The 24,835-nt window shown below is 66.1% G+C and carries 21 protein-coding genes, 3 tRNA genes and 2 pseudogenes; 4 read left to right on the top strand and 22 right to left on the bottom strand.

Annotated features, from left to right (window positions below):
* Positions 1-223 precede the first annotated feature (223 nt).
* The 17 genes from CAG41_RS21525 to CAG41_RS21445 form a co-directional block, all read right to left on the bottom strand.
* Positions 224-300, bottom strand: a tRNA-Asp gene (locus CAG41_RS21525).
* A gap of 94 nt (positions 301-394) precedes the next feature.
* Positions 395-471, bottom strand: a tRNA-Asp gene (locus tag CAG41_RS21520).
* A 54-nt stretch (positions 472-525) separates the two neighbouring features.
* Positions 526-601: transfer RNA gene (locus tag CAG41_RS21515), tRNA-Val, on the bottom strand.
* 129 nt (positions 602-730) lie between these two features.
* Positions 731-1,498 (bottom strand): SDR family oxidoreductase, encoded by a 768-nt coding sequence (locus CAG41_RS21510; protein WP_371856081.1) that lies wholly within the window; start codon positions 1,496-1,498, stop codon positions 731-733.
* A gap of 5 nt (positions 1,499-1,503) precedes the next feature.
* A complete protein-coding gene (locus CAG41_RS21505) occupies positions 1,504-2,715 on the bottom strand; it encodes an O-succinylhomoserine sulfhydrylase (protein ID WP_085577481.1) in 1,212 nt (403 codons plus the stop codon).
* Positions 2,716-2,795: 80 nt separating this feature from the next.
* The gene (gene purF, locus CAG41_RS21500) at positions 2,796-4,301 is read right to left on the bottom strand and encodes an amidophosphoribosyltransferase (protein WP_085577482.1); all 1,506 of its coding nucleotides are present in this window, start codon (positions 4,299-4,301) and stop codon (positions 2,796-2,798) included.
* 41 nt (positions 4,302-4,342) lie between these two features.
* Entirely contained in the window at positions 4,343-4,903 is a 561-nt protein-coding gene (locus CAG41_RS21495; RefSeq protein ID WP_085577483.1) for a CvpA family protein, read from the bottom strand.
* Between the two features lie 98 nt (positions 4,904-5,001).
* The gene (locus tag CAG41_RS21490; RefSeq protein ID WP_085577484.1) at positions 5,002-5,679 is read right to left on the bottom strand and encodes an SPOR domain-containing protein; all 678 of its coding nucleotides are present in this window, start codon (positions 5,677-5,679) and stop codon (positions 5,002-5,004) included.
* The gene (folC, locus tag CAG41_RS21485; RefSeq protein WP_085577485.1) at positions 5,663-6,970 is read right to left on the bottom strand and encodes a bifunctional tetrahydrofolate synthase/dihydrofolate synthase; all 1,308 of its coding nucleotides are present in this window, start codon (positions 6,968-6,970) and stop codon (positions 5,663-5,665) included. Before folC ends, CAG41_RS21490 begins: the two co-directional genes overlap by 17 nt.
* On the bottom strand, positions 6,967-7,887 hold the full coding sequence (gene accD, locus CAG41_RS21480) for an acetyl-CoA carboxylase, carboxyltransferase subunit beta (protein WP_085577486.1): 921 nt from the start codon (positions 7,885-7,887) through the stop codon (positions 6,967-6,969). Before accD ends, folC begins: the two co-directional genes overlap by 4 nt.
* Before the next feature lie 198 nt (positions 7,888-8,085).
* On the bottom strand, positions 8,086-8,718 hold the full coding sequence (locus tag CAG41_RS21475; RefSeq protein WP_085707460.1) for a phosphoribosylanthranilate isomerase: 633 nt from the start codon (positions 8,716-8,718) through the stop codon (positions 8,086-8,088).
* 63 nt (positions 8,719-8,781) lie between these two features.
* Positions 8,782-9,606, bottom strand: coding sequence for a tRNA pseudouridine(38-40) synthase TruA (gene truA / locus CAG41_RS21470; protein ID WP_085631446.1), 825 nt, complete (start codon positions 9,604-9,606; stop codon positions 8,782-8,784).
* 352 nt (positions 9,607-9,958) lie between these two features.
* Positions 9,959-12,619 (bottom strand): FimV/HubP family polar landmark protein, encoded by a 2,661-nt coding sequence (locus CAG41_RS21465; protein WP_085638081.1) that lies wholly within the window; start codon positions 12,617-12,619, stop codon positions 9,959-9,961.
* Between the two features lie 208 nt (positions 12,620-12,827).
* Entirely contained in the window at positions 12,828-13,838 is a 1,011-nt protein-coding gene (locus tag CAG41_RS21460) for an aspartate-semialdehyde dehydrogenase (RefSeq protein ID WP_085631442.1), read from the bottom strand.
* 119 nt (positions 13,839-13,957) lie between these two features.
* Positions 13,958-14,914, bottom strand: a complete 957-nt coding sequence (locus tag CAG41_RS21455) for a zinc-binding alcohol dehydrogenase family protein (RefSeq protein WP_085577491.1) — start codon at positions 14,912-14,914, stop codon at positions 13,958-13,960.
* A gap of 32 nt (positions 14,915-14,946) precedes the next feature.
* Positions 14,947-15,120, bottom strand: a complete 174-nt coding sequence (locus CAG41_RS21450; protein WP_085577492.1) for a DUF1427 family protein — start codon at positions 15,118-15,120, stop codon at positions 14,947-14,949.
* A gap of 248 nt (positions 15,121-15,368) precedes the next feature.
* Positions 15,369-16,148, bottom strand: coding sequence for a helix-turn-helix domain-containing protein (locus CAG41_RS21445; protein ID WP_085577493.1), 780 nt, complete (start codon positions 16,146-16,148; stop codon positions 15,369-15,371).
* A gap of 139 nt (positions 16,149-16,287) precedes the next feature.
* Between CAG41_RS21445 and CAG41_RS21440 the strand changes: the two genes are divergently transcribed.
* A complete protein-coding gene (locus tag CAG41_RS21440) occupies positions 16,288-16,515 on the top strand; it encodes a DUF6555 family protein (RefSeq protein WP_085577494.1) in 228 nt (75 codons plus the stop codon).
* Between the two features lie 38 nt (positions 16,516-16,553).
* On the top strand, positions 16,554-16,826 hold the full coding sequence (locus CAG41_RS21435; RefSeq protein WP_085631440.1) for a hypothetical protein: 273 nt from the start codon (positions 16,554-16,556) through the stop codon (positions 16,824-16,826).
* Between the two features lie 152 nt (positions 16,827-16,978).
* Here CAG41_RS21435 and CAG41_RS29240 read toward each other — a convergent pair whose 3' ends face one another.
* The 3 genes and pseudogenes from CAG41_RS29240 to CAG41_RS21425 all read right to left on the bottom strand — a co-directional run bounded on the left by CAG41_RS29240 (position 16,979) and on the right by CAG41_RS21425 (position 20,104).
* Positions 16,979-17,734: a methyl-accepting chemotaxis protein gene (locus CAG41_RS29240; protein ID WP_371916189.1), complete on the bottom strand. Its 756-nt coding sequence runs from the start codon at positions 17,732-17,734 to the stop codon at positions 16,979-16,981.
* A 102-nt stretch (positions 17,735-17,836) separates the two neighbouring features.
* Positions 17,837-18,661 (bottom strand): annotated as a pseudogene (locus tag CAG41_RS29235) (cache domain-containing protein); the annotation flags it as partial.
* Between the two features lie 123 nt (positions 18,662-18,784).
* Positions 18,785-20,104, bottom strand: a complete 1,320-nt coding sequence (locus CAG41_RS21425; protein WP_085707459.1) for a Na+/H+ antiporter family protein — start codon at positions 20,102-20,104, stop codon at positions 18,785-18,787.
* Positions 20,105-20,501: 397 nt separating this feature from the next.
* Between CAG41_RS21425 and CAG41_RS29230 the strand changes: the two are divergent.
* Both CAG41_RS29230 and CAG41_RS29225 read left to right on the top strand, forming a co-directional pair.
* A pseudogene (locus CAG41_RS29230) lies at positions 20,502-21,791 on the top strand (HAMP domain-containing protein); the annotation flags it as partial.
* Positions 21,792-21,893: 102 nt separating this feature from the next.
* Entirely contained in the window at positions 21,894-22,649 is a 756-nt protein-coding gene (locus tag CAG41_RS29225) for a methyl-accepting chemotaxis protein (protein WP_371856083.1), read from the top strand.
* Positions 22,650-22,856: 207 nt separating this feature from the next.
* Here CAG41_RS29225 and CAG41_RS21415 read toward each other — a convergent pair whose 3' ends face one another.
* Positions 22,857-24,170, bottom strand: coding sequence for a sensor histidine kinase (locus CAG41_RS21415; RefSeq protein ID WP_085707458.1), 1,314 nt, complete (start codon positions 24,168-24,170; stop codon positions 22,857-22,859).
* A complete protein-coding gene (locus CAG41_RS21410; protein WP_085577500.1) occupies positions 24,167-24,835 on the bottom strand; it encodes a response regulator transcription factor in 669 nt (222 codons plus the stop codon). Before CAG41_RS21410 ends, CAG41_RS21415 begins: the two co-directional genes overlap by 4 nt.

Raw genomic sequence — 24,835 nt, 5'->3', positions numbered from 1 at the left:
ACTTTTCCGCATCTGCATCGACTGAGAGAACGCTATCGCGAGCAGGCTCGCCCCCACCGGGATTGGTGTTGAATGCGGGCGGCATGAGGGAGGGAATGGAGGAAGGACAAATTTCAGGCACAAAAAACCCCGGTCTTTCGACCAGGGTCTTTGTTATCGATCCGAATCAGCCAGTTGGCTTGCTTCGGCGCTTCGAGGCGTTCAGTAGTCCTCGAAACAGATATGGCGCAGCGGACGGGACTCGAACCCGCGACCCCCGGCGTGACAGGCCGGTATTCTAACCGACTGAACTACCGCTGCGTATCGCTGTGGACTTGCGTCCGGATAACTCGTTTTGATTGAAAGCTTCGGTGCTTTGCAATCGCGAACCAGGCATTGCCTGACTCGTTAAAAATGGCGCAGCGGACGGGACTCGAACCCGCGACCCCCGGCGTGACAGGCCGGTATTCTAACCGACTGAACTACCGCTGCGCGTCGGTGGAGGCATTTCAGCCTTCCATCTTGCTTTCGCAAGACTCTCGGGAGTGGTGGGTGATGACGGGATCGAACCGCCGACATTCTGCTTGTAAGGCAGACGCTCTCCCAGCTGAGCTAATCACCCGTTTGCATCTCCGAGGCCGCGAAATTTACGCAGGTGCCGAAGCTAAGTCAATACCCTGCTTGAAGTTTTTCTGAAAAAGACGAAATCGTTTCAATCAGGGCACCGCGAAGCGCCCTCCAAACCCGCCACCTATTCGGAATAGATCATCTTCTTGGTCATGCCGCCATCGACCACAAACTCCTGGCCCGTCACGAACCCGGCGTTCTTCGACAGCAGCCAGGACACCATCGCCGCCACATCTTCGACCGTCCCTACCCTGCCCGCCGGATGCTGAGCGTGATCGGTGTCGGTCAACGGCTCGGCGCGACGCACGGAAGGATCCCGCGCATCGATCCAGCCGGGGCTGACGGCATTGACGCGGATCTCCGGCCCGAGGCTGATGGCCAGCGCATGGGTCAGGGCCAGCAGGCCGCCCTTGCTCGCCGCATAGGCCTCGGTGTCCGGTTCCGATTGCCGCGCACGGGTCGACGCCAGATTGACGATGGCGCCGCTGTGCGCGCGCAGGTACGGCGCACAGTGCTTGGCCAGCAGCATCGGGCCGCTGAGGTTCACCGCCAGCACCCGGTTCCACCAGGCCAGATCGAGGCTTTCCAGGGTGATGTTGTGCGGATCGGCCACCGCCGCGTTGCACACCAGCGCGTCCAGCCGGCCGAACTGCCCCAGCACCTCGGCCACGCCCGTCGCCACCTGCCCCTCGTCCGCCACGTCCATGGCGATGAACCAGGCGTTTTCGCCCAGCACCTTGGCCACTTTGGCGCCGCGCACGCGATCCAGGTCGGTCAGCACCACCCGCCAGCCTTCGCTGATGAGCCAGGCCGCGATACCCAGACCGATGCCGCGCGCCGCGCCCGTGACCAGTGCGACACGGCCATGGGCGCCTGCGACCTGAGCCGGCAGCTCGATCACAATGCCGCCAGCCCGCGGGACAGGTCGGCCTGCAGGTCCGCCACGTCTTCCAGGCCGACCGCCACGCGGATCAGGCTGTCGCGGATGCCCGCCGCCTCACGCTCCTGCGGCGCCAGGCGACCGTGGGACGTGGTGCTCGGGTGGGTGATGGTGGTCTTGCTGTCACCCAGGTTGGCCGTGATCGACACCAGCCGGGTCGCGTCGATGAAGCGCCACGCCCCTTCCTTGCCGCCCTTGACCTCGAAGCTCACCACCGCTCCGAAACCCTTCTGCTGACGACGGGCCAGCTCATGCTGCGGATGGCTTTCGAGGCCGGCGTAGTGCACTTTCTCGATGCCGTCCTGCTTCTCCAGCCATTCGGCCAGTTGCTGGGCGTTGGCGCAGTGCGCCTTCATCCGCAGGTTCAGGGTTTCCAGGCCCTTGAGGAAGACCCAGGCGTTGAACGGGCTCAGGGTCGGCCCTGCGGTGCGCAGGAAACCGACCACTTCCTTCATCTGCTCGCTGCGGCCGGCGACCACGCCGCCCATGCAACGGCCCTGGCCGTCGATGAACTTGGTCGCCGAATGCACGACGATGTCCGCGCCCAGCTTCAGCGGCTGCTGCAAGGCCGGGGTGCAGAAGCAGTTGTCGACCACCAGCATCGCGCCCTTGGCATGGGCGATTTCCGACAGCGCGGCGATGTCCACCAGTTCCGCCAGCGGGTTGGACGGCGACTCGACGAACAGCAACTTGGTGTTGGCCTTGATCGCCGCGTCCCATGCCGACAGGTCCGCCAGCGGCACGTAATCGACTTCCACGCCGAAGCGCTTGAAGTACTTCTCGAACAGGCTGATGGTCGAGCCGAACACGCTGCGCGAGACCAGCACATGGTCGCCCGCGCTGCACAGGCTCATCACCACCGCCATGATCGCGGCCATGCCGGTGGCGGTGGCGACCGCCTGTTCGGCGCCTTCCAGCGCGGCGATGCGCTCTTCGAACGCGCGCACGGTCGGGTTGGTGTAGCGCGAATAGACGTTGCCCGGCACTTCCCCGGCAAAGCGCGCCGCCGCATCGGCCGCGGTGCGGAACACGTAGCTGGAGGTGAAGAACATCGGATCGCCGTGCTCGCCTTCCGGCGTACGGTGCTGACCGGCACGTACGGCCAGGGTATCGAACGCTACGCCTTCGAGGTCGCTGTCCAGCCGACCGGCATCCCATTCCTGACTCATGCTGTCACTCCTTGCCCTGATCCTGATAAATGAACGTCTTGCGACAGATGCAAAACCGGCCCCTCAGGGCCGGTGGAAACTCAGTTGTTGTACAGATCGATGATCGCGCTGACCGCCTGGGTCTTGGCCTTGGAGGCATCGTTGCGCGCCTGCTCGATCTTGTTCAGGTACGCCTCGTCGACGTCGCCGGTGACGTACTTGCCGTCGAACACCGCGCAGTCGAACTGTTCGATCTTGATCTTGCCGCCGCCGACGGCTTCGATCAAGTCAGGCAGATCCTGGTAGACCAGCCAGTCGGCGCCGATCAGGTCGGCCACGTCCTGGGTCGAACGGTTGTGGGCGATCAGCTCGTGGGCGCTCGGCATGTCGATGCCGTACACGTTCGGGAAGCGCACGGCCGGGGCCGCGGAGCAGAAGTAGACGTTCTTCGCGCCGGCTTCTCGGGCCATCTGGATGATCTGCTTGCAGGTGGTGCCGCGCACGATGGAGTCGTCCACCAGCATCACGTTCTTGCCGCGGAACTCCAGTTCGATGGCGTTGAGCTTCTGGCGCACCGATTTCTTGCGCGCGGCCTGGCCGGGCATGATGAAGGTACGGCCGATGTAGCGGTTCTTGACGAAGCCTTCGCGGAACTTCACGCCCAGGTGGTTGGCCAGCTCCAGGGCGGCGGTGCGGCTGGTGTCCGGGATCGGGATGACCACGTCGATGTCGTGGTCCGGACGCTCGCGCTGGATCTTCTCGGCCAGCTTCTCGCCCATGCGCAGACGGGCCTTGTACACCGACACGCCGTCGATGATCGAGTCCGGACGCGCCAGGTAGACGTGCTCGAAGATGCACGGGGTCAGGGACGGGTTGGTCGCGCACTGACGGGTGTGCAGCTTGCCGTCTTCGGTGATGTATACAGCCTCGCCCGGCGCCAGGTCGCGGATCAGGGTGAAACCGAGCACATCCAGGGAAACGCTTTCGGAGGCGATCATGTACTCGACGCCTTCGTCGGTGTGACGCTGGCCGAACACGATCGGGCGGATGCCGTGCGGATCGCGGAAACCGACGATGCCGTAGCCGGTGATCATCGCCACCACCGCATAACCGCCGACGCAACGGTTGTGCACGTCGGTCACGGCGGCGAACACGTCCTCTTCGGTCGGCTGCAGCTTGCCGCGCTGGGCCAGCTCGTGGGCGAACACGTTGAGCAGCACTTCCGAGTCGGAACTGGTGTTGACGTGGCGCAGGTCGGACTCGTAGATCTCCTTGGCCAACTGTTCGACGTTGGTCAGGTTGCCGTTGTGCGCCAGGGTGATGCCGTAAGGCGAGTTCACATAGAACGGTTGGGCTTCGGCCGAGGTCGAGCTGCCGGCGGTCGGGTAACGGACGTGGCCGATCCCCATGTGGCCCACCAGACGCTGCATGTGACGCTGCTGGAACACGTCACGCACCAGGCCATTGTCCTTGCGCAGGAACAACCGGCCGTCATGGCTGGTCACGATACCGGCAGCGTCCTGGCCGCGGTGCTGGAGCACGGTTAGCGCGTCATACAGCGCCTGATTGACGTTCGACTTACCGACGATACCGACGATGCCACACATGCGACGCAACCCCTACTTAATGGATCTGAACTGAACAACACTCACTGCGGCGTTTTGGCCGACGGCAAGAGCTGCTCCTTGAACGGTATTTCAGCGGGTACGCTGATACCGCTGGCAAGCCACTGACTGCTCCACCCGAGAATCAGGTTCTTGGACCAGTCGGCGACCAATAGAAACTTTGGCACGAGCTGTGATTCTTTCCACCACCCGTCCTGCTGCACCGGCCCCAGGCTCAAGAGCCCGACGGCCACGACCACCAGCAGCACGCCACGCGCCGCGCCGAAGGCCATGCCCAGGAACCGGTCGGTGCCGGACAGTCCGGTGACGCGAACCAGTTCGCCGATGAGGTAATTGATCATTGCGCCCACGATCAGCGTGGCGACAAACATGATGGCACAGCCCGTGATCACACGGGCCGACGGAGTCTGGATGTATCCGGCGAGGTATTCGGACAGTGAGCCACCGAACATCCAGGCAACCGCTCCTGCGATGATCCAGGTCACCAGCGATAGCGCTTCCTTGACGAAGCCGCGGCTCAGACTGATCAAAGCGGAGATGGCGACGATTGCAACGATCGCCCAGTCAACCCAGGTAAATGGCACAGTGCAGCCTACAGACGGATAAGGCGGCGCATTTTAGCAGAGCCCAGGGCTGTCGGTAAGCTGCGATTGTCAGTGCATTTCAATCGGGACGATAGTTTTCAGCCGCGCTCAGGCTGGAAACGCACGACGAACCCCTTGAGGTTCTGCTGGCGGCTGAGCAGATCCCGCAGACGGTCGGCCTCGGCGCGCTCGATCAGCGGCCCCACGAACACCCGGTTCTTGCCGTCGGCGGAACGGATGTAGGCGTTGTAGCCCTGGCTGCGCAGGGTTTTCTGCAGGCTTTCGGCACTGGCGCGACTCGACAGGCTGGCCAGTTGCACCGACCAGCTCACCGACAGGCCGTTCGCATCGACGCGGCTTGCGCTGGTGTCCGGTTTGGCCGCTGCCGCGGCAATCGGCTGGGCCGGAGCGGGGGCCGGCTTCACCACCGGCGCCGGCGCAGGGGCCACCGGCTTCGCCGCCGCGACCGGCGCGGCCGGTGCAGGGGCTGGTGCAGGCGCGGCCGGCGCAATCGGCATCGCAGGCGCCGATTGCTCGGCGACGTCTTCATCGCTCGGCACCGGCTCTTGCGGCAAGGCTTGCGGCTCAGGCACCGCCACCGGCTCCATCTGCACTTGCGCCACGGCAGGCGCCTGCGGCGCGGACGGGGCATCGACGGTCACCTGACGCTGCTCGTCCTGACGGGAAAACAGCATCGGCAAAAAGATCACCGCCAGCGCCACCAGCACCAGGGCGCCGACCATGCGCTGTTTGTACGCCTTATCCAGCAATGCCATCTGCCGCTTCCTCCGTGGAGCGCCGGGCCAGCCATTCGAGGGCCTCGGCAACACAATAAAATGATCCGAACAACAGAATCTCGTCTTCGTCCGTGGCCACGGCGCACTGCCCTTCCAGGGCGGCCGCCACGCTGTCGTAGGACGTGACCGACGCACCGAGCCCCTGCAACGCCGCATGCAGTTCGGCGACCGGACGGGCCCGCGCCGAATCCAGCGGTGCCACGGCCCAGTGCTGGACACTAGCATTCAACGCGCCGACGACGCCATCCAGATCCTTGTCCGCCAGCAGGCCGAACACCGCCAGGCGCTTGCCGACCGGTGGCCGCGCCGCCAGGCGCTGGGCCAGGTACTCCGCCGCATGCGGGTTGTGGCCCACATCCAGCAACAGGTTCAGACGCTTGCCGTGCCAGTCGAACGAGCGCCGGTCGAGCCGGCCGACCACGCGGGTCGCCTGCAACGCACTGACGATCCGCTCAGAATCCCACGGCAGACCCGACACGAGATAGGCCTGCAGCGCCAGCGCGGCGTTTTCCATCGGCAAGTCGAGCAGCGGCAAGTCTCGCAATTCGACAGCCTGCCCCTGGGCATCCGTACCGCGCCATTGCCAGTTCCGCTCGGTCACGCCGAGATCGAAATCGCGCCCGCGCAGGAAAAACGGGCACGCCAGCTCACGGGCCTTGTCGAGCAACGGCTGCGGAGGATTCAGGTCGCCGCACAGCGCCGGCTTGCCTGGGCGGAAGATGCCGGCCTTTTCGAAGGCCACGGATTCGCGGGTATCGCCCAGATAATCGGCATGATCGACGCCGATGCTGGTGACCAGCGCAAGATCGGCGTCCACCACATTGACCGTGTCCAGGCGCCCGCCCAGGCCGACTTCCAGCACCACCGCATCGAGCCCCGCGCGCTGGAACAGCCAGAACGCCGCCAGGGTGCCCATTTCGAAGTAAGTGAGGGAAGTGTCGCCGCGCCCTGCCTCGACCGCCGCAAAGGCTTCGCACAGCTGCGCGTCGGTGGCTTCGACGCCGTTGAGCTGCACCCGCTCGTTGTAGCGCAGCAGGTGCGGAGAATTGTAGACACCGACGCTCAGGCCCTGCGCCCGCAGCAGCGAGGCCACGAATGCGCAGGTCGAACCCTTGCCGTTGGTGCCGGTGACCGTGATCACCCGAGGCGCCGGCTGGCCCAGCCCCATGCGGGACGCTACCTGTTGCGAACGCTCAAGGCCCATGTCGATGGCCGAGGGATGCAACTGCTCAAGGTAGGCGAGCCACTCGCCAAGGGTGCGCTCGGTCATACGTTGGCAGGCACCGGCGGAACGACGATCGGCTCGACCGGAGCGGCGACGTAGGTGGGCGTCGGCTGGCCGGTCAGTTGCGCCAGCAGGTTGCCCAGGCGCGGACGCAGCTCGCGGCGGTCGACGATCATGTCGATGGCGCCGTGCTCCAGCAGGAACTCGCTGCGCTGGAAGCCTTCCGGCAGTTTTTCGCGCACGGTTTGTTCGATCACGCGCGGGCCTGCGAAGCCGATCAGGGCCTTCGGCTCGCCGACGATCACGTCGCCGAGCATCGCGAGGCTAGCGGAAACGCCGCCGTAGACAGGGTCGGTCAGCACGGAGATGAACGGAATGCCTTCTTCGCGCAGGCGCGCCAGCACCGCCGAGGTCTTGGCCATCTGCATCAGCGAGATCAGGGCTTCCTGCATGCGCGCGCCACCGGAGGCGGCGAAGCAGATCATCGGACAACGGTTTTCCAGGGCGTAGTTGGCGGCGCGCACGAAGCGCTCACCGACGATGGCGCCCATGGAGCCGCCCATGAAGTTGAATTCGAACGCCGACACCACCACCGGCATGCCCAGCAGGGTGCCGCTCATGGAGATCAGGGCGTCTTTTTCGCCGGTCTGCTTCTGCGCAGCGGTCAGGCGGTCCTTGTACTTCTTGCCGTCACGGAACTTCAGGCGGTCGACCGGTTCCAGGTCGGCGCCCAGTTCGCTGCGGCCTTCGGCATCCAGGAAGATGTCGATGCGCGCACGTGCGCCGATGCGCATGTGGTGGTTGCACTTGGGGCAAACGTCCAGGGTCTTTTCCAGCTCGGGACGGTACAGCACAGCCTCGCAGGACGGGCACTTGTGCCACAGGCCTTCAGGCACCGAGCTCTTCTTGACCTCCGAACGCATGATCGAAGGGATCAGTTTGTCTACCAACCAGTTGCTCATGCTTTCTTTCTCCAGTACCGGCGGCCCGAACGCTCTGGTTCGCGGCCCCGCGTATGCCCTTCAGCTAAATTCATTGTGTGCGGCGATGACCGGTGGACTGCCGGGTCGGCGTGAAGCGACCTTGCGCGCAATCCAAACATCCTCAGCCGCGCCTGCTTGTTGCAAGTGCAGTTATGGACGGCGGCAGTCTGCCAGCCGTCACATCGGTGCTGCGTTGCCGCGTGCGGCGTTGATGAACGCCCGGATCTTCGCGTGATCCTTGATGCCCTTGCTCGCTTCCACCCCGCCGCTGACGTCGACGGCGTACGGCCGCACCCGGGCGACGGCGTCGGCGACGTTGTCCGGCGTCAGGCCGCCGGCGAGGATCAGCGGCTTGCTCAAACCTTGCGGAATCAAAGACCAGTCGAACGCCTCGCCGGTTCCGCCCGGCACGCCTTCGACGTAGGTGTCGAGCAGCACGCCGCTGGCGCTCGGGTAGGCATTGCAGGCGGCGGCGATGTCGTCGCCGGCCTTGACCCGCAGGGCCTTGATGTACGGCCGGTGCCAGCCTTCGCATTCGGCGGCGGTCTCGTCGCCATGGAACTGCAGCAGATCCAGCGGCACGGCGTCGAGGATCTCCCCCAGCTCGCAACGGCTGGCGTTGACGAACAGACCCACCGTGGTCACGAACGGCGGCAACGCCCGGATGATCCCCCGCGCCTGCTGCACGGTCACCGCCCGCGGGCTCTTGGCGTAGAACACGAAACCGATGGCGTCGGCCCCGGCCTCGACGGCCGCCAGCGCATCCTCTAAGCGGGTAATCCCGCAAATCTTGCTGCGAACGGCTGACATGTCGATAGAACCCCAAGGCAAATCCGAGAAAGTCCCGGATGGTAGCAAATGCATTCGAGGGCGTCAGCCGTCCAGTTCAGCGAAACCGGTCAGGAAATGCGGCCCGATGAAACGCTCCGGCAGCGGGAACTCGTCGTGGTACTCGACCTGTACCAGATACAGCCCGAACGGGTGCGCCGTCACCCCTCCGGAGCGCCGTTCACGGCTCTCCAGCACCTCTTTCATCCACTCCACAGGGCGCTCGCCGGCGCCGATGGTCATCAGCACCCCGGCGATGTTGCGCACCATGTGATGCAGGAACGCGCTGGCGCGGATGTCGATCACGATCATCTTGCCGTGACGGGTCACGCGCAGGTGGTGGAGCTTCTTGACCGGCGACTTGGCCTGGCACTGGCCGGCGCGGAACGCGCTGAAATCGTGGGTGCCCACCAGGTACTGCGCCGCCTGCGCCATGCGCTCGACGTCCAGCGGACGGTGGTTCCAGGTGATTTCCTCATTGAGATGCGCCGGACGGATCTGATCGTTGTAGATCACGTACCGGTAACGTCGGGCGATAGCCTTGAAGCGCGCATGGAAGTGGGCCGGCATCACCTGAGCCCAACTGACGCTGATGTCGTGGGGCAGATTGATGTTGGCGCCCATGACCCAGGCCTTCAGCGACCGTACAGCCTGCGTGTCGAAATGCACCACCTGCCCGCAGGCGTGCACCCCGGCGTCGGTGCGGCCGGCGCACTGGATCGCCACCGGCGAATCGGCGACCTTCGACAGGGCCTTCTCCAACTCTTCCTGCACGGACGGCACACCCGAGGCCTGGCGTTGCCAGCCACGGTAGCGCGAACCTTTGTACTCAACGCCCAGGGCGATGCGGAAAAAGCCTTCGGGGGCCATTTCGGCGGCCGGGTTATCTATGTTTGCCAAAGCGGGACAGCCTGCAGATGCACAAAGGCGGGCATTATAAGGCCATGGATGGGGGATGCCAGAAAGTTCTCCAGCGACCGCCGCCGGCCCACAGCCTCACCTGCAGCACCGATTACCTGTGGGAGCCAGCCTGCTGGCGATGGCGGCCTGCCTGGCATATCGATGCCGGATGTGCCGCCGTCATCGCCAGCAGGCTGGCTCCCACAGTTTTATCTGCACGCTCCCCTTCAAGCCTGAGCACAGAAGAGGGCTTACCGATCTAAAGCGAAAAAAAAACGGCAGCCCCAATGGGCTGCCGTTCTCATTACCGCCGAACGCCGGATCAGGCCAGGTGCGAAAGCATCTCCCGGGCCTCGTTCTTCTGCTTGTCGTCACCCTCGCTGAGCACTTCGTTGAGGATGTCGCGCGCGCCGTCGTTGTCGCCCATGTCGATGTAGGCCTGGGCCAGGTCAAGTTTGGTGGCGGCCTCATCGGTGCCGGAGAGGAAGTCGAAGTCATCCTCGCCCAGTTCACCGAGATCACCGCCCATGGCCGCGTCAGCTTCGCTGAAGCTCGGCTCGCCGAGGCTCTGGGACAGGCGGTCCAGCTCTGCGTTGACGTCGTCCAGCTCGGCGGAAAACGCATCCGGCTCAGCCGGGGCCGCGTCCATTTCGTCCGCCAGGGACAGGTCGAAATCGGCCGGCAGATCCAGCTCGTCGATCGGCGCCTGGGCCACGGCCGGCGCTTCGACCGGCGGCAGATCCTTCATGCCGTCATCCAGATCCAGCAGGAAATCGTCTTCGGCCAACGTGGCCGGCGACGCTTCGGCGCCCAGGTCCAGATCCAGGTCGAACTCCGGCAGGTCGTCGAGGTTCTCCTTGATTTCGGTCTGCTGCTGCAGCACGGACTCGAAACTCAGGTCGTCATCGGCCGGAAACTCGTCCAGCTCGACCGGTGCTTCCGGCTCGATGGCCGCAGCAGGTGCAGGCTCAGCCACCGCTGGCTCCACCGGCTTGATGTTGTCCAGATCGTCGAGGCTCAGGTCGAACGCGCTGTCCAGCTCGTTGTCGGTTTCGGCCGGGGCCTGCGGCTCGTCGAGCAGCAGTTCCTTGACGTATTCGGCATCCAGCTCGGCGGCCATGGCCGCAGCGGCCAGCCCGGTGGCGGCAACGACCGCCATGGCCGGGAAGCGCTTCTTGAGCTCTTCGACCTTGGCGAAGTTCTCGCCGTTGGCGACCAATTGACGTTCCTGGCCGACGAACATGTCGCGGTCGCCTTGGCGGCCGTAGACTTCCATCAGTTTCAGGCGCAGGTCGCTGCGCTGCGGCTCCAGGCTCACGCCCTCCTCCAGCAGCGCGGCGGCCTGGTTCAGGCGACCGCCGTCGATGTGCGACTGGGCCTTGGCCAGTACGTCATCGGTGCGTTCGGCCGCCGGCGCGACCAGCGGCGCAGCGATCGGCTGCGCCACGACGACAGGCTCGACGGCCGGCGCCGGGGCTGGAGCTGGCGCCGGAGCAGGTGCCGGGTTCAGCTTGACGCTCGCCGCCGGCGTTTCCAAGCCTTCGAAGCTGCTTTCCGGCAGATCGAGCTCAGGCTCGAAGGATTGCTCCTCCAGGGCCCGGGCCATGCGCAGGTGCTTCTCGGCTTCCTGCTGGGCCTTGCGCCGGCGGGCCAGCAGCAACAGCAGAAGCAGCAGGACGATGGCGCCGCCGCCGGCCAGACCCAGCAGGATCGGGTTGGTCAGCAGTTCGTTGAAGGCCTTGTCGTCATCGGCGGCCGGTTTCGGCTCGACCACAGGCTCGGCGGGCGCAGGCGCAGCTGCCTCGGGCGCAGGCGCAGCCGGAGCAGTTTGCACCGGAGCGACCGGCGGCGTGGTCGCCAGCTCGGCGGTGATGGCCGGCACCGGAGCCGGCGCAGGCGCAACTTCCGGTGCGGCGGCCGGCGCAGCCCCTTCGGCCTGCATCTTCGCCAGTTGATTGTTCTTCAGTTCGATCAGGCGTTGCAGCTTGTCCAGCTGGCTCTGCAGGTCAGCCATGCGGCTTTTCAGCTCGGCATTGTCGCGACGGGTCGTGTCGAGGCTTTCCTGGGTCACCGCCAGCTTGTTGCTCAGGGCCTTGGCGTCGCCCGCCGGGCCTTTGCCGCGGGCCTTGCCGCTTTCGGCGGAGACCAGGCTCAGGTTGTCCTTGGGGTTCGGCGCAGCGCCGGCATTGCCGCGGCCACGCTTGGTCGCGTCCAGTTGCTGCTGGCCGGTGCCCGGCTTGGCCACGTAACGGCGGCCCTGGCGCCAGGCGGTGTTCTGCGCCGCGACTTCGGCGATCGCCTTCGATTGCGGCAGCGCCGTGCTTTGCACCGAGTCCGGCAGGCGCAGCACCTGGCCGGTCTTCAGGCGGTTGATGTTGCCGTCGATGAACGCATCCGGGTTGAGGGCCTGAATCGCCAGCATGGTCTGCTGCACCGATCCGCCGTTGCGCGCCTTGGCCGCGATCTCCCACAGGGTGTCGCGCGGCGTCGTGGTGTACTGCGCCGGGTGAGTGGCGCCGGTGGTCGGTGCGGTGATGGTCTGCACCGGGGCCTGCTGGGCGGCGTCGGCGGTCTGCTGGGAGAACTTGGACGGATCCAGCAGCACGCTGTAGTCGCGCAGCAGGCGGCCGTTGGGCCACATCACCTGCACCAGGAACTTCACCATCGGCTCGGACAGCGGCTTGCTGGACGTCACGCGCAGCACACTTTTGCCGCTGGCGTTGAGCACCGGGGTGAAGGTCAGATCGTTGAGGAAGGCCTGGCGGTCGACGCCGGCCTTGGCGAAGTCTTCGGGCGAGGCCAGGCTCGGCACCACTTCGGCAGCGGTGAGGTCCTTGACGTCGAGCAGCTCGATCTCCGCCACCAGCGGCTGGTTCAGGGTCGACTTCAGGGTCAGCTCCCCGAGCCCGAGGGCATGCGCCATACCGGAGGACAGCGCCGAGGCGGCCGCTATTGCTAACACCAGTTTGCGAACTTGAACCATAGCCTCTTCCTTTGTCTGAACATTCCTCGGCCAGCGAGAAGTCTTGAATACCGCTGCCGCAAGGCATTGCGCGCGACGACGGGAACGGGCCGCGCGCGATCATTTCTTTGATGCCCCGGAAAGTCCCGGAGAGTGACTCGTTGCCAAGCGCTCCGGCCAAGCATAGCGCCCGGCTAGAATCAGTCGACAAATTGTTGCCAAGTATCTTTTACAGCAGGCCTTTTATCAACAATTCGGCGACCTGCACCGCGTTGAGGGCCGCGCCTTTGCGTACGTTATCTGACGTCAGCCACAGATTTAGTTCCGCCGGCTCATCGACACCGCCGCGCACCCGCCCGACATAGACCACGTCCTGCCCCACCGCGTCACCGACCGCCGTCGGATAATCGCCGGCTTCGACCAACTCGATGCCCGGCGCGTCTTCGAGCGCGGCGTTGACCTTTTCCAGGTCGACCGCGTCCGCTGACCGCAAGGTCACGCTAAAGCTATCGCCAAAAAACACCGGGGCTTGAATGCAAGTCGCGGAAATCTTCAAGGAAGGGTTGGCCAGCACCTGACGCAGTTCGCGCACCAGGCGTTTTTCCAGGGAGGTGTGGCCGTCGGCGTCCGGCGTGCCGACCTGGGCCAGCAGGTTGAAGGCGATCTGACGGTCGAAGAACGACGGCTCCAGAGGGCGCATGTTCAGAAGCTCGGCGGTCTGGCGCGCCAGCTCGGTGACGCCTTCGCGCCCCAGGGCGGACACCGCCAGGCTGGCGGTGACATGCACCGATTGCAGGTCGAGCAGACCGCGCAACGGCGCCAGCGCCACCGCCAGCGTCGTGGCCGACGGGCTCGGGCTGCCGACCTGGAACGGCGCCTTCAGGCCGTCCAGCACGCTGGCGTTGGCTTCCGGCACCACCTGCGGCGCCCGCTCGGCCGGCAAGGCGCCGGACAGGTCGATCAGCGAGCAGCCGGCGGCATGGGCGCGGTCGGCAAAGCTCAGGGTGACGGCGGGGCCGGCGGCGAAAAACGCCAGTCTGACCTTGCCGAAGTCGAACGCATCGACTTCCCGCACCCGCACGTTCTTGCCGCGAAAGGGCACCGAGCTGCCGGCGGATTCGCTGCTGGCCAGCAGGTGCAGGTTGCCGACCGGGAAGTCGCGCTCCTCAAGAATCTGCACAAGGGTTTCGCCGACGGTGCCGGTGGCGCCGATCACGGCAATATCGATGGGCTGGCTCATGGTGCGACCTCAGGCAGAACGGGGGGGAGCGGCACTTTACCGGGTGGCCGGCACACAGGCAATTTCTGCCGAAGCCCGGCCATGCCGGCGACCGCCCCGCCCTCCCCGGAGACCACCCATCAAGGCATCAGGATGATCTTGTCCCCGCCGCCCTGATTCACCTCGGCATAACGGGCCAGCCCCTGCTCCAGCGGCGCCTCCACCAGCCCCTGCGGCAACGGCAGCAGGCCCTCGTCGAAGTAGCGGCCGAACTGCTCCAGCATTGCCGCACAGGCCTGCACGCCGTACAGCAGCGAGTTGATCCCGACCACCGACCCGCCCTTGCGGTACAGGGCCAGCGCCGGCAACTGCACATGCCCGTCCACCGGCGCGGCGATGATCGCGATCCGCCCGAACGTCGCCAGCGCCGCCACCGAAGCCGGCAGCCAGAAGCCCGTGGTGTCGAAAATCACATCGGCGCCGCCGCGGTACACCGCATTGACCTGGGCGCCCAGCGACTCCGGCGTGTCGAGCAGGATCGTCCGGTAGCCCTGGGCCTGCAAAGCCTCGACCTGCTCCGGCCGACGCGCCGCCGCCAGCACCTGGGCGCCGCGCACTTTGGCCAAGGCCAGCGCCGCCGTGGCCACCGCCCCGCCGCCGATCACCAGCAGCCGCGTTTCGGCGCTCACCAGGCTGCGTTCCAGCGCGTCCCACGCCGTGGTGTACGGCACGCCGAGGCTGGCGGCCTGGGTGAAGCTCAGGTGCGAAGGCTTATGCGCCACGCCGTTGGCCGGCAGTTTGACGAACTGCGCATGGGAACCGTCGGCGAAGAAACCCAGCTCACGGCCCGTGCCCCACACTTCCTGGCCGATCAGCGCCGACGGCCCTTCGACCACGACCCCGGCGAAATCCCGACCAGGGATGCGCGGCAGCGTGGTGTAGGGAAAACGCCCGAGCACGTTCTTCACGTCGCTGGGGTTCAGGCCCGCCGCCTTGATCTGCACCAGCACCTCATCGGCGCCCGGCACCGGGGTCGGCACCTCGACGAAGCGCAGGGAAGCCAAATCGCCCGTTTGATCGAATTGCAATGCTTTCATGGGTACATCCACCGAATGGAAAAGGAAGGGATTCAGGACAGCCAGCCGGCCACCAGTTGCCGGCCCATCGGCCACAGCTGCTCACCGGCCAGCATGCCCAGCAGGCCGACCAGCGCGATCGTCGGCGGCGCCGGGGAGCGGACATCCAGCGCGCCGTAGAGCAGGCCGACGCCCAGGCCGACCGCCAGGGAAATCAGGTAATTCATGGGACAGCTCCGCCTGAGAAAGGGAATGGGCAGAGTCTAGGGAAAGGCGTGCGGCGGCATCGGCCAAGGACTTCCGAATTTCGGCCAATCCTTCGGCGCCCTGAATGGCGCCATCGCCAGCCGCCTATTGGATTTCGGTCAAAGGTCCGGATCCCGCGCGACCGCTGTGGGAGCGGCGGAACATCCGGCACCGGCTTCGACTGACAGACCGCCATCGCGAGCAGGCTCGCCCCCACAAGGGATCGCGATCAACCGGAGCCGGCGCCTGCGCCGTACTGTGAAGGCGCCACGCCGAGCTCACGGCGGAACATGTCGCTGAAGCTGCTCGGCGAATAGCCCAGCTCCCGGGCGATGGCGCTGACCGGCACGCCCTGGATCAGCTCCGCCGCCGCGGTCGCCAGTTGCACCTGCCGCCGCCATTCGGCGAAGCCCATGCCCAGGCCGTCCTTGAACAGCCGCGCCAGGGTGCGCACGCTGGCCCCGGCGTTCTCCGCGTGCCGCTCGAACGGAATGTCCAGCGAAGGCGCGGCCATGACCGCCTGGCACAGGTTCATCAGGCGCCGGTCGGAATCGTCCGGCAGCGGGATTTTCAGCTGCGAGCGCCGGGCGCGCTTGAGCTCCAGCAGGGCCAGGCCGACCAGCGCGTCGTAATAGGCCGGATCGCCGCTGTCGCCCTCCTCCACCAGCCCGACGATCAGCTCGCGCAGCAGGCCGCCGACCTCGATCACCTGCACCGTGGCGTCGAGCGTCGCCGCCAGCGCCGGGCGCAGGTAAATGTTGCGCATCTGCAGGTCCGACACCACGCGGATCCCATGGGGCACGCCCGGCGGCAGCCACACCGCCCGTTGCGGCGGGACGACCAGCGCCTCGTGAGGCGTCTCGACCCACATCACCCCGCTCATCGCATACAGCAACTGGCCCCAGACATGCTCGTGGGGCTCGATGAACAGGCCGCGCGGGTAGGTGCGCGCCAGCGGCTGCACCGGCACGTCGGTATCGCTCAGGTCGGGAGGCGCGGCAAGGGCCATGGCAGGGGTTCATCGGTTTGAGGGAAGCGCCATGGTAACCAGTCGCCGATCCGCCCGCCAACGCGCCGCCGGACAATCCGAATGAATTTTCCCGGCCCGCCGCGATCCCTCTATAACAACAGGGAGGAACCGGGGCTTTATGAACAACGCAAAACTGTTTGTCATCGAATACACCCTCCACGGCGCGCCGAAGTCGTTCATCATCCGCTCGGAAAAGATGGACAACGTCGAGGCCTGGCACTGGGCGAGCTGCGACGCCGGCGTCGGCCGGATCCCGCGTTTCGGCCGGGAAAAGGTGCAAAAGACCAGCAAGCCGATGGCGGAGAAATTCGGCGTGGAGAACGTCACCTGGCGACCGGCAAGCTAAGCTTGTCCGCTCACCGGCAGACACGGGGGATAGCCGCCATGACATCGATCAGGAGCCCGGCGCGGCTCGACTACGGGCTGGAGACGCCGGCCGGGTACGTCATCAAGAGCGTCGAGTGCCAGGTCGGGCTGGAACCGGTCGAGGGCGATCCCTACCGGTTTGCGCTGTGCGTATCCGCCCCGCTGCCGCAAGACCTGGACCAGGCCAAGACCGTGGACGTGCGGGTGCAGGGCCGACGCCTGCAAGGCGCTGTCCTGCGGATCAAACGCTTGGACGACACGCGCCTGAGACTGGAAGTGGAGCCCGATTAGGCCCCACTTACCCGGCATCAGCTCCGTGGGCGCATTTGCAACCCTGTAGAAGTTGCCGCGGATGTCCAGTCTTTCACTGCAGGTGCGCACGCGCCGAAACCGGTGGGAGCCAGCCTGCCGGCGATGGCGCCCGGCCGGGCGCCGTATGGGTTTCAGATGCGGAACTGCCCCACCAGCCGGCCCAGGCGCTGACCGAGCTCGGCCAGGCTGCGCGAGGTCTGGGCGCCGAGCTGGGTCTCGTCCGCCACGCTGTCCACGGCCACGGCGATCTGGTGCACGCTGCGGTTGATCTCTTCGGCCACGGCGGTCTGCTCTTCGGCGGCGCTGGCGATCTGGGCGTTCATCGAGTTGATGGTCGCGATCAGTTCCGCCATCGCATCCAGCGATGCGCCGGCCTGATTGGCCTGGGCCGACGTGCCGTCGCCGGCCTCGCTGGAACGGCGCATGGCCTCGACCGCCGATTGGGTGCCGGCCTGCAGGCGGTCGATCATGCCTTGGATTTCCTGGGTGCTGATCTGCGTGCGGCTGGCCAGCGCCCGCACTTCGTCCGCCACCACCGCAAAACCGCGCCCGGCCTCCCCGGCCCGCGCCGCCTCGATGGCGGCGTTCAGCGCCAGCAGGTTGGTCTGCTCGGCGATGGAGCGGATCACCCCGAGCACGCCGACGATCGAGGACACGTCCTGCTGCAGGCTGTCGAGGGACACGCCGCTGTGGCGGATGTCGTCCACCAACGCATGGATCTGCTGGATGCTGCCGGCCACGACCCGCTTGGCGGCCTGGCCTTCCTCGTCGGTCTGACGGGCGGCGACGGCGGCGTTCTGCGCGCTCTTGGCCACTTCCTGGGCGGCGGCGGACATCTCGTTGATCGCCGTGGCGACCTGATCGGTCTCGTGGCGCTGGCGCTCCATGGCCTGATCGGAACGGTGTGCCTGGTCCGACACCTGGGTCACCAGGCCAGTAAGCTGGGACGTCATTTCGGTGATCTGCCGTACCAGGCCGTGGATCTTGTCGACGAAGCGGTTGAACGAGCCGGCCAGTTCGCCGAGCTCATCCTGGCTGGTGATGGCCAGGCGGCGGGTCAGGTCGCCCTCGCCCGCCGCGATGTCGTCGAGGTTGGCTTTCATCAGGTTCAACGGGCGCAGGATGGTGTTGGCCAGCAGCATGCCCGCCGCGGCGATCACCAGCAGCACCACCACGGCCACGCCGACGATGCTCAGCACCACACCCCGCATGCGCTCCTGCACCGTGGCCTCGACCGCCGCCACTTGCGCTTCGATGCCGTCCAGGTTCACCGAGGTGCCGACCGCCATGTCCCACTTGGCCAGGTATTCGGTGTAGCCAAGCTTAGGCACCAGCACCTGGGCATTGCCCGGCAGCGGCGAGCTGTATTGCAGGTAATGGCTGCCGTCCTTCGCCACCTTCACCAGGTCGCGGTTGACGTAGACGCCGTTCGGGTCGCGGTTGTCCTTGAAGCTCTTGCCCACGCCGTCGGGGTCGTTGGCCTTGAACAGGCGCACGGTCTCGGAGTCGTAGCCGAAGAAGTAGCCGTCCTTGCCGTACTTGATGCTCGACAGCAGCTTGATCGCCTGGGCCCGGGCGGCGGTGTCGCCGGGGGCGGCGGCGTCGTACAGCGGCTTGATCGTGGTCATGGCCACGGCGACGTAGCTCTGCAGCGTGGCCTTGGCGTCGCCGAGCAGGCGCTCGCGGGTCTGTTCGACTTCCTTGTGCGCCTGTTCCTGAAGGATGAACAGCACGGTCAGGCTGATCACCAGCGCAAAGAGCAACACCGGAAGGACGGCAAGGGACAGGACTTTAGCCTTGAGGCTCAGACGCATGGACGGGCTCACTCTTTTGGTTTTATTGGCGTGGATAAAGGCGTTAACGGCCTGCCGAACCAAAAGTTGAGCCGGAGGCTCCCACCCGTGCCGATGCGGGAGCCAACAAGTGACCGCTGGTGGTCAGAGCACCATCGCAGCCAGCCACCCGGCCGCCAGCAGCGGCAGGTTGTAGTGCAGGAAGGTCGGCACCACGGTGTCCCAGATGTGGTGGTGCTGGCCGTCGATGTTCAGGCCGGAGGTCGGGCCCAGGGTCGAGTCCGAGGCCGGCGAGCCGGTGTCGCCCAGGGCGCCGGCGGTGCCGACGATGCAGACGATCGCCATCGGGCTGAAGCCCAGCTGCACGCACAGCGGCACGAAGATCGCCGCCAGGATCGGCACCGTGGAGAACGACGAGCCGATGCCGATGGTCACCATCAGCCCCACCAGCAGCATCAGCAGCGCGCCGATGGCCTGGCTGTGGTCGATCCACGTCGCTGCGCTCTCCACCAGCGTGCGCACCTCGCCCGTGGCCTTCAGCACCTCGGCGAAGCCTGAGGCCGAGATCATGATGAAGCCGATCATCGCCATCATCTTCATGCCTTCGGTGAACAGGCCGTCGGTCTCGCGCCACTTCACGATGCCGGAGGCGGAGAAGATCAGGAACCCGGCCAGCGCCCCGATAATCATCGAGTCCAGCAGCAACTGAATCATGAACGCCGCCGCAATGGCCAAGAAGGCGATCCCGAGGGTCATCGGGTTATAGGCGACGCTGACCTGCTCCACCTGCTCGATCTTCTCCAGGTCGTAGACCCGCTTCTTGCGGTAGCTGAAGAACACCGCCAGCAGCAGGCCGAACACCATGCCCGCCGCCGGAATGGCCATCGCGTGCATGACGTTGACCTGGCTGATGTCCACCCCGGCCTTGCTGACGTTGGCCAGCAGGATCTGATTGAGGAAGATGTTGCCGAACCCCACCGGGAACACCATGTACGGGGTGATCAGGCCGAAGGTCATCACGCAGGCGATCAGGCGCCGGTCCAGTTGCAGTTTGGTCAGCACATACAGCAACGGCGGCACCAGCAGCGGAATGAACGCGATGTGGATCGGCAGGATGTTCTGCGACGCGATCGCCACCACCCACAACAGCCCGATCAGCAGCCACTTGACGCTGCCGCCGCCGGTGGCGTGCTGGCGGTCGACCATGGCCAGGGCCTTGTCGGCCAGCGCGTGGGCCAGGCCGGACTTGGCGATGGCCACCGCGAACGCGCCCAGCAGCGCGTAGGACAACGCCACCGTCGCCCCGCCGCCCAGGCCGCTGTTGAACGCCTTGAGCGTGGCGTCGATGCCCAGGCCGCCGGTCAGGCCACCGACCAGCGCACCGACGATCAACGCGATCACCACGTGCACACGGGACAGGCTGAGGATCAGCATGACGCCGACCGCAGCAATCACTGCATTCATTTCACTACCTCAAAAACACGGCGATGGATGCGCTTCACCGCCAGACAGGATGAGTCCGCCCGGCAACGCCCGGAGGCCGCCAGCGAATTTGGATCGAGGGTCTTGTTAGAAGGGCGCGCACTGTGCCGCAGAGTGGCCGCAGTGTCAAAGCGAGGGGCTGCATTGTCCTGTAACAACCGATGAATCCGTGGCGAGGGAGCTTGCTCCCGCCGTGGGGGGTGGCCCGCATCGCGCCTGCTGCGCAGTCGAGCGGGAGCAGGCTCCCTCGCCACAGGAACATACGTGGCACTGCCGCCGGATGCGGCAATCGGTCCTATTGCGTTTGCGCCATAAAGAAAACCGCCGCGCTGCCGTTACAGTGCAAAGTCTCAGATAAATATCGAATAAGGACGTCTCCATGTCGCTCAGACAACTTTCCATCCAATGGAAAATCACCCTGCTCGCCGGGCTCTGCCTGGCCGGTATCGTGACCCTGTTGGTGGGTCTTTCGCTGTACCGCATGGAGCACAGTTCCGAGCTGGTGAAGGCGTCGAGCATGGAAATGCTCACCGAGTCGGCCCAGGCCCGCATCGAATCCCAGGGCGAAGTGCAGGCGGCGTTCATCCGCCAGCAGTTCATGGACGCCTACCAATACGGCCACGGCTTTTCGCGCCAGGTACTGTTCCTGCGCGAACAGGCCGAGAAACGCTTCCTGGATGCCTTCGACCTGCGCGAGGACATGACCCGTCAGGTCAAGTCGGCCCTGCAGGCCAACCCTGAGCTGCTGGGCCTGTCGCTGGTATTCGAGGCCAACGCGCTGGACGGCAAGGACGAACTGTTCGCCGGCCAGGCGGAACTGGGCAGCAACGACAAGGGCCGCTTCGCCCTGTACTGGTCGCAGCCGACGCCGGGCAAGGTCACGTCCATGGCACTGCCGGAAAGCGACATGGCCGACACCAGCACCGGCCCCAGCGGCCAGGCCGCCAACGCCTGGTTCACCTGCCCGCGCACCACGCTCAAGCCCTGCGTGATCGAACCCTACTTCTATGTGATCGACGGCCAGAAGGTGCTGATGACCAGCATCGTGTTCCCGCTGACGGTCAACGGCAAAGTCATCGCCTCGCTGTCGGTGGACATCAACCTCAACAGCCTGCAGGCCATCAGCCAGAACGCCAGCAAGAAGCTGTACGACGGCCAGACCGCCGTGAGCATCATCAGCCCCGCCGGCCTGCTCGCCGGCCACAGCCCGGACGCCGGCAAGCTGAGCCAGCGCCTGGACGCCGTGGACAAGGCCAGCGGCGCCGAACTGCTGGGCCTGCTCGCCTCCAGCAAGACCGTGAGCAGCCTGCACAGCAACCAGCAGTTGAAGGTGCTGTCGCCGTTCCAGCCGATCCCTGGCGGGCCGTCCTGGGGCGTGCTGCTCGATGTGCCGGAAAAGGTGCTGGTCAGCCGCGCCGAAGCCCTCAAGCAGCAACTCGACGCCAGCAACCGCTCGGGCACGCTGATCGAGCTGAGCCTCGGCGCCCTCGCCGCCCTGCTCGGCCTGCTGCTGGTGTGGCTGATGGCCCGCAGCGTGACCAAGCCGATCCTCGGCGTGGCGCACATGCTCGAAGACATCGCCAGCGGCGAAGGCGACCTGACCCGGCGCCTGGCCTACGACAAGAACGATGAACTGGGCCAGCTGGCCGGCTGGTTCAACCGCTTCCTCGACAAACTGCAGCCGATCATCGCCCAGGTGAAACGCTCGGTGCAGGACGCACGCAACACCGCCGACCAGTCCTCGGCCATCGCCACCCAGACCAGCGCCGGCATGGAGCAGCAGTACCGCCAGGTGGATCAGGTCGCCACCGCGTCCCACGAGATGAGCGCCACCGCCCAGGACGTCGCCCGCAGCGCGGCGCAAGCCGCCGAAGCGGCCAAGGACGCCGACCGCGCCACCCGTCAGGGCCTGACTGTGATCGACCGCACCACCGCCAGCATCGACACCCTGGCCGCCGACATGAGCGCGGCGATGGCGCAGGTCGAAGGCCTGGCCGCCAACAGCGAGAAGATCGGCACCGTGCTGGAGACCATCCGCGCCATCGCCGAGCAGACCAACCTGCTGGCCCTCAACGCCGCCATCGAAGCGGCCCGCGCCGGAGAGGCCGGACGTGGCTTCGCGGTGGTCGCCGATGAAGTGCGCAACCTCGCCCGCCGCACCCAGGAGTCGGTGGAGGAGACCCGCCAAGTGATCGAGCAATTGCAGAACGGCACCCAGGACGTGGTCGGCTCGATGGGCAACAGCCACCGCCAGGCCCAGGGCAGCGTGGAGCAAGTCGGCCAGGCCGTGACGGCCCTGCGCCAGATCGGCGACGCCGTGACGGTGATCAGCGACATGAACCTGCAGATCGCCAGCGCGGCGGAAGAGCAAAGCGCCGTGGCCGAGGAGATCAACAACAACGTGGCGACCATTCGCGACGTGACCGAATCGCTGTCCGGCCAGGCCAACGAATCGGCGCGGGTGAGCCAGTCGCTCAACAGTTTGGCGAACCAGCAGCAGGGCCTGATGGACCAGTTCCGCGTCTGACCATTGGAAAACCTGTAGGAGCGAGCCTGCTCGCGATGGCGTCCGGTCAGTCACCTTAAGGCTGAACGTGACGCCGCCATCGCCAGCAGGCTGGCTCCTACAGGAGGCCTAGGTGTTCGCAGAACCTGTGCACACCGCAAAACACTGTGGGAGCTGGCTTGCCAGCGATGGCGTCGGTAAAGGCGCCGCCGCAGCTCCCGCCTGCCCTCAGCGCTTGGGCAGTTCGATCACCACGCTCAACCCGCCCCACTCGCTCTCGCGCAACGCCAGCGTCCCGCCCCAGGCCTCGACGATGTCCCGCACGATCCCCAGCCCCAGGCCATGGCCGTCGGTCTGCTCATCCAGCCGGGTGCCGCGGCTGAACACCTGATCGCGCTGGGCCTCGGGGATGCCTGGGCCGTCGTCCTCGACGTTCAGCAAAAAACCACCCGCCGACTCGACCACGCTCAGGCGCACCTCGGCGTCGGCCCATTTGCAGGCGTTGTCCAGCAGGTTGCCGAGCAGTTCCAGCAAGTCTTCCCGGTCCCACGGCAGTTGCAGGCCCGCAGGCGCCGTGAAGCTCAACGCCAGGTGTTCGCCGTGGATCATGTTCAACGTCGCCAGCAGGCCCGGCAGCTCCGCACCGCAATCGAACAGCGCCCCCGGCAGCGCATCGCCGGACAGCCGCGCACGGTTCAACTCGCGGTTGAGCCGCTGCTGCACCTGCGCAAGTTGCTCGGTGAGCATCTTGCGCAGCTGCGGGTCCCCGTCGAGCCGTTCGCTTGAGGCCAAGCTCAGCAGCACCGCCAGCGGCGTCTTCAGCGCATGACCGAGGTTGCCCAAGGCGTTGCGCGAGCGTTTGAGACTGTCTTCGGTGTGGGCCAGCAAATGGTTGATCTGCGCCACCAGGGGTTCCAGCTCGGTCGGCACTTGCTCGTCGAGCTGCGAGCGCTGGCCCTGCTGCAACTGGGCGATCTGTTCCCGTGCCGTTTCCAGCGGGCGCAGGGCCCGGCGCACGGTGAGCCGTTGCAGCAACAGGATCAGCAACAGGCCGGCCAGCCCGAGCCCGAGCCCGACCTGGCGCATGCGCCGGAAGCTCTCGCGCACCGGGGTGTAGTCCTGGGCGACGCTGATGGAGATCGACTGGCCCAGGCGCCGGTAGTCCGAGCGCAGCACCAGCAACTGCTGGCCGCCGGGGCCCAGTTGCAGGTTGCTGTGCAGGCCGGGGTGATCCAGCAGCGGCAGATCCTGATCCCACAGCGAGCGCGAGCGCCAGTGGCTGTCGGCGAAGTCGATGCGGAAATAATGCCCGGAGAACGGCCGCTGATAGGCCGGCGACAGATGCCGCTCATCCAGCTGCAAGCCCTGCGGGCCGCGCACCAGCGCCACCAGCAGGCTTTCGCTGTCGTTGCGCAGGCCGGCTTCGAGGTAACGCTGCAGGCCCACTTCGAACAGCCACAGGCTGACCTGCGCCAGCACCAGGCCGACGATCACCATCACGCTGATCAGGCCCAGGCTCAGGCGCCGCTGGATCGACCTCACGAAGCCTGCCCGCCGAACAGGTAACCCTGGCCGCGGCGGGTTTCGATCACGCTCTTGCCGAGCTTGCGCCGCAAGTGGTTGACGTGGACTTCCAGCACGTTGGAATCGCGCTCGGTCTCGCCGTCGTAGAGGTGTTCGGCAAGGTGGCTCTTGGACAGGATCTGCTGCGGATGGAGCATGAAATAGCGCAGCAGGCGGAATTCGGCGGCGGTCAGCTGAATGTCGGCGCCGTCGCGGGTGACGCACTGGCGGCCTTCGTCCAGGTGCAGGCCGGCGGCCTTGAGGGTCGGCTGGTTGGCCTGGCCCTTGGAGCGGCGCAGCAGCGACTGGATGCGCAGGAACAGTTCTTCCGGATGGAACGGCTTGGTCAGGTAGTCGTCGGCCCCGGCCTTCAGGCCTTCGATGCGCTCGGCCCAGGAGTCCCGGGCCGTGAGGATCAGCACCGGCACGGCCAGGCCGCCGGCCCGCCACTGCGCCAGCACCTCCAGCCCCGGCACGCCGGGCAGGCCGAGGTCGAGGACGATCAGGTCATAGGGCTCGCTGCCGCCCTGATAGACCGCATCGCGCCCGTCCGCCAGCCAATCGACCGCATAGCCCTGGCGCTGCAGGCCGGCGAGCAGTTCATCGGCCAACGGTACGTGGTCTTCCACCAATAGCAGACGCAT

Origin of the sequence: Pseudomonas sp. B35(2017) (assembly GCF_002113645.1) — a bacterium.
GTDB classification, from domain to species: Bacteria; Pseudomonadota; Gammaproteobacteria; order Pseudomonadales; family Pseudomonadaceae; genus Aquipseudomonas; species Aquipseudomonas ekonensis.
Note: the sequence above shows the minus strand (reverse complement) of the source record. Positions and strands in the feature narration are given on the sequence as shown.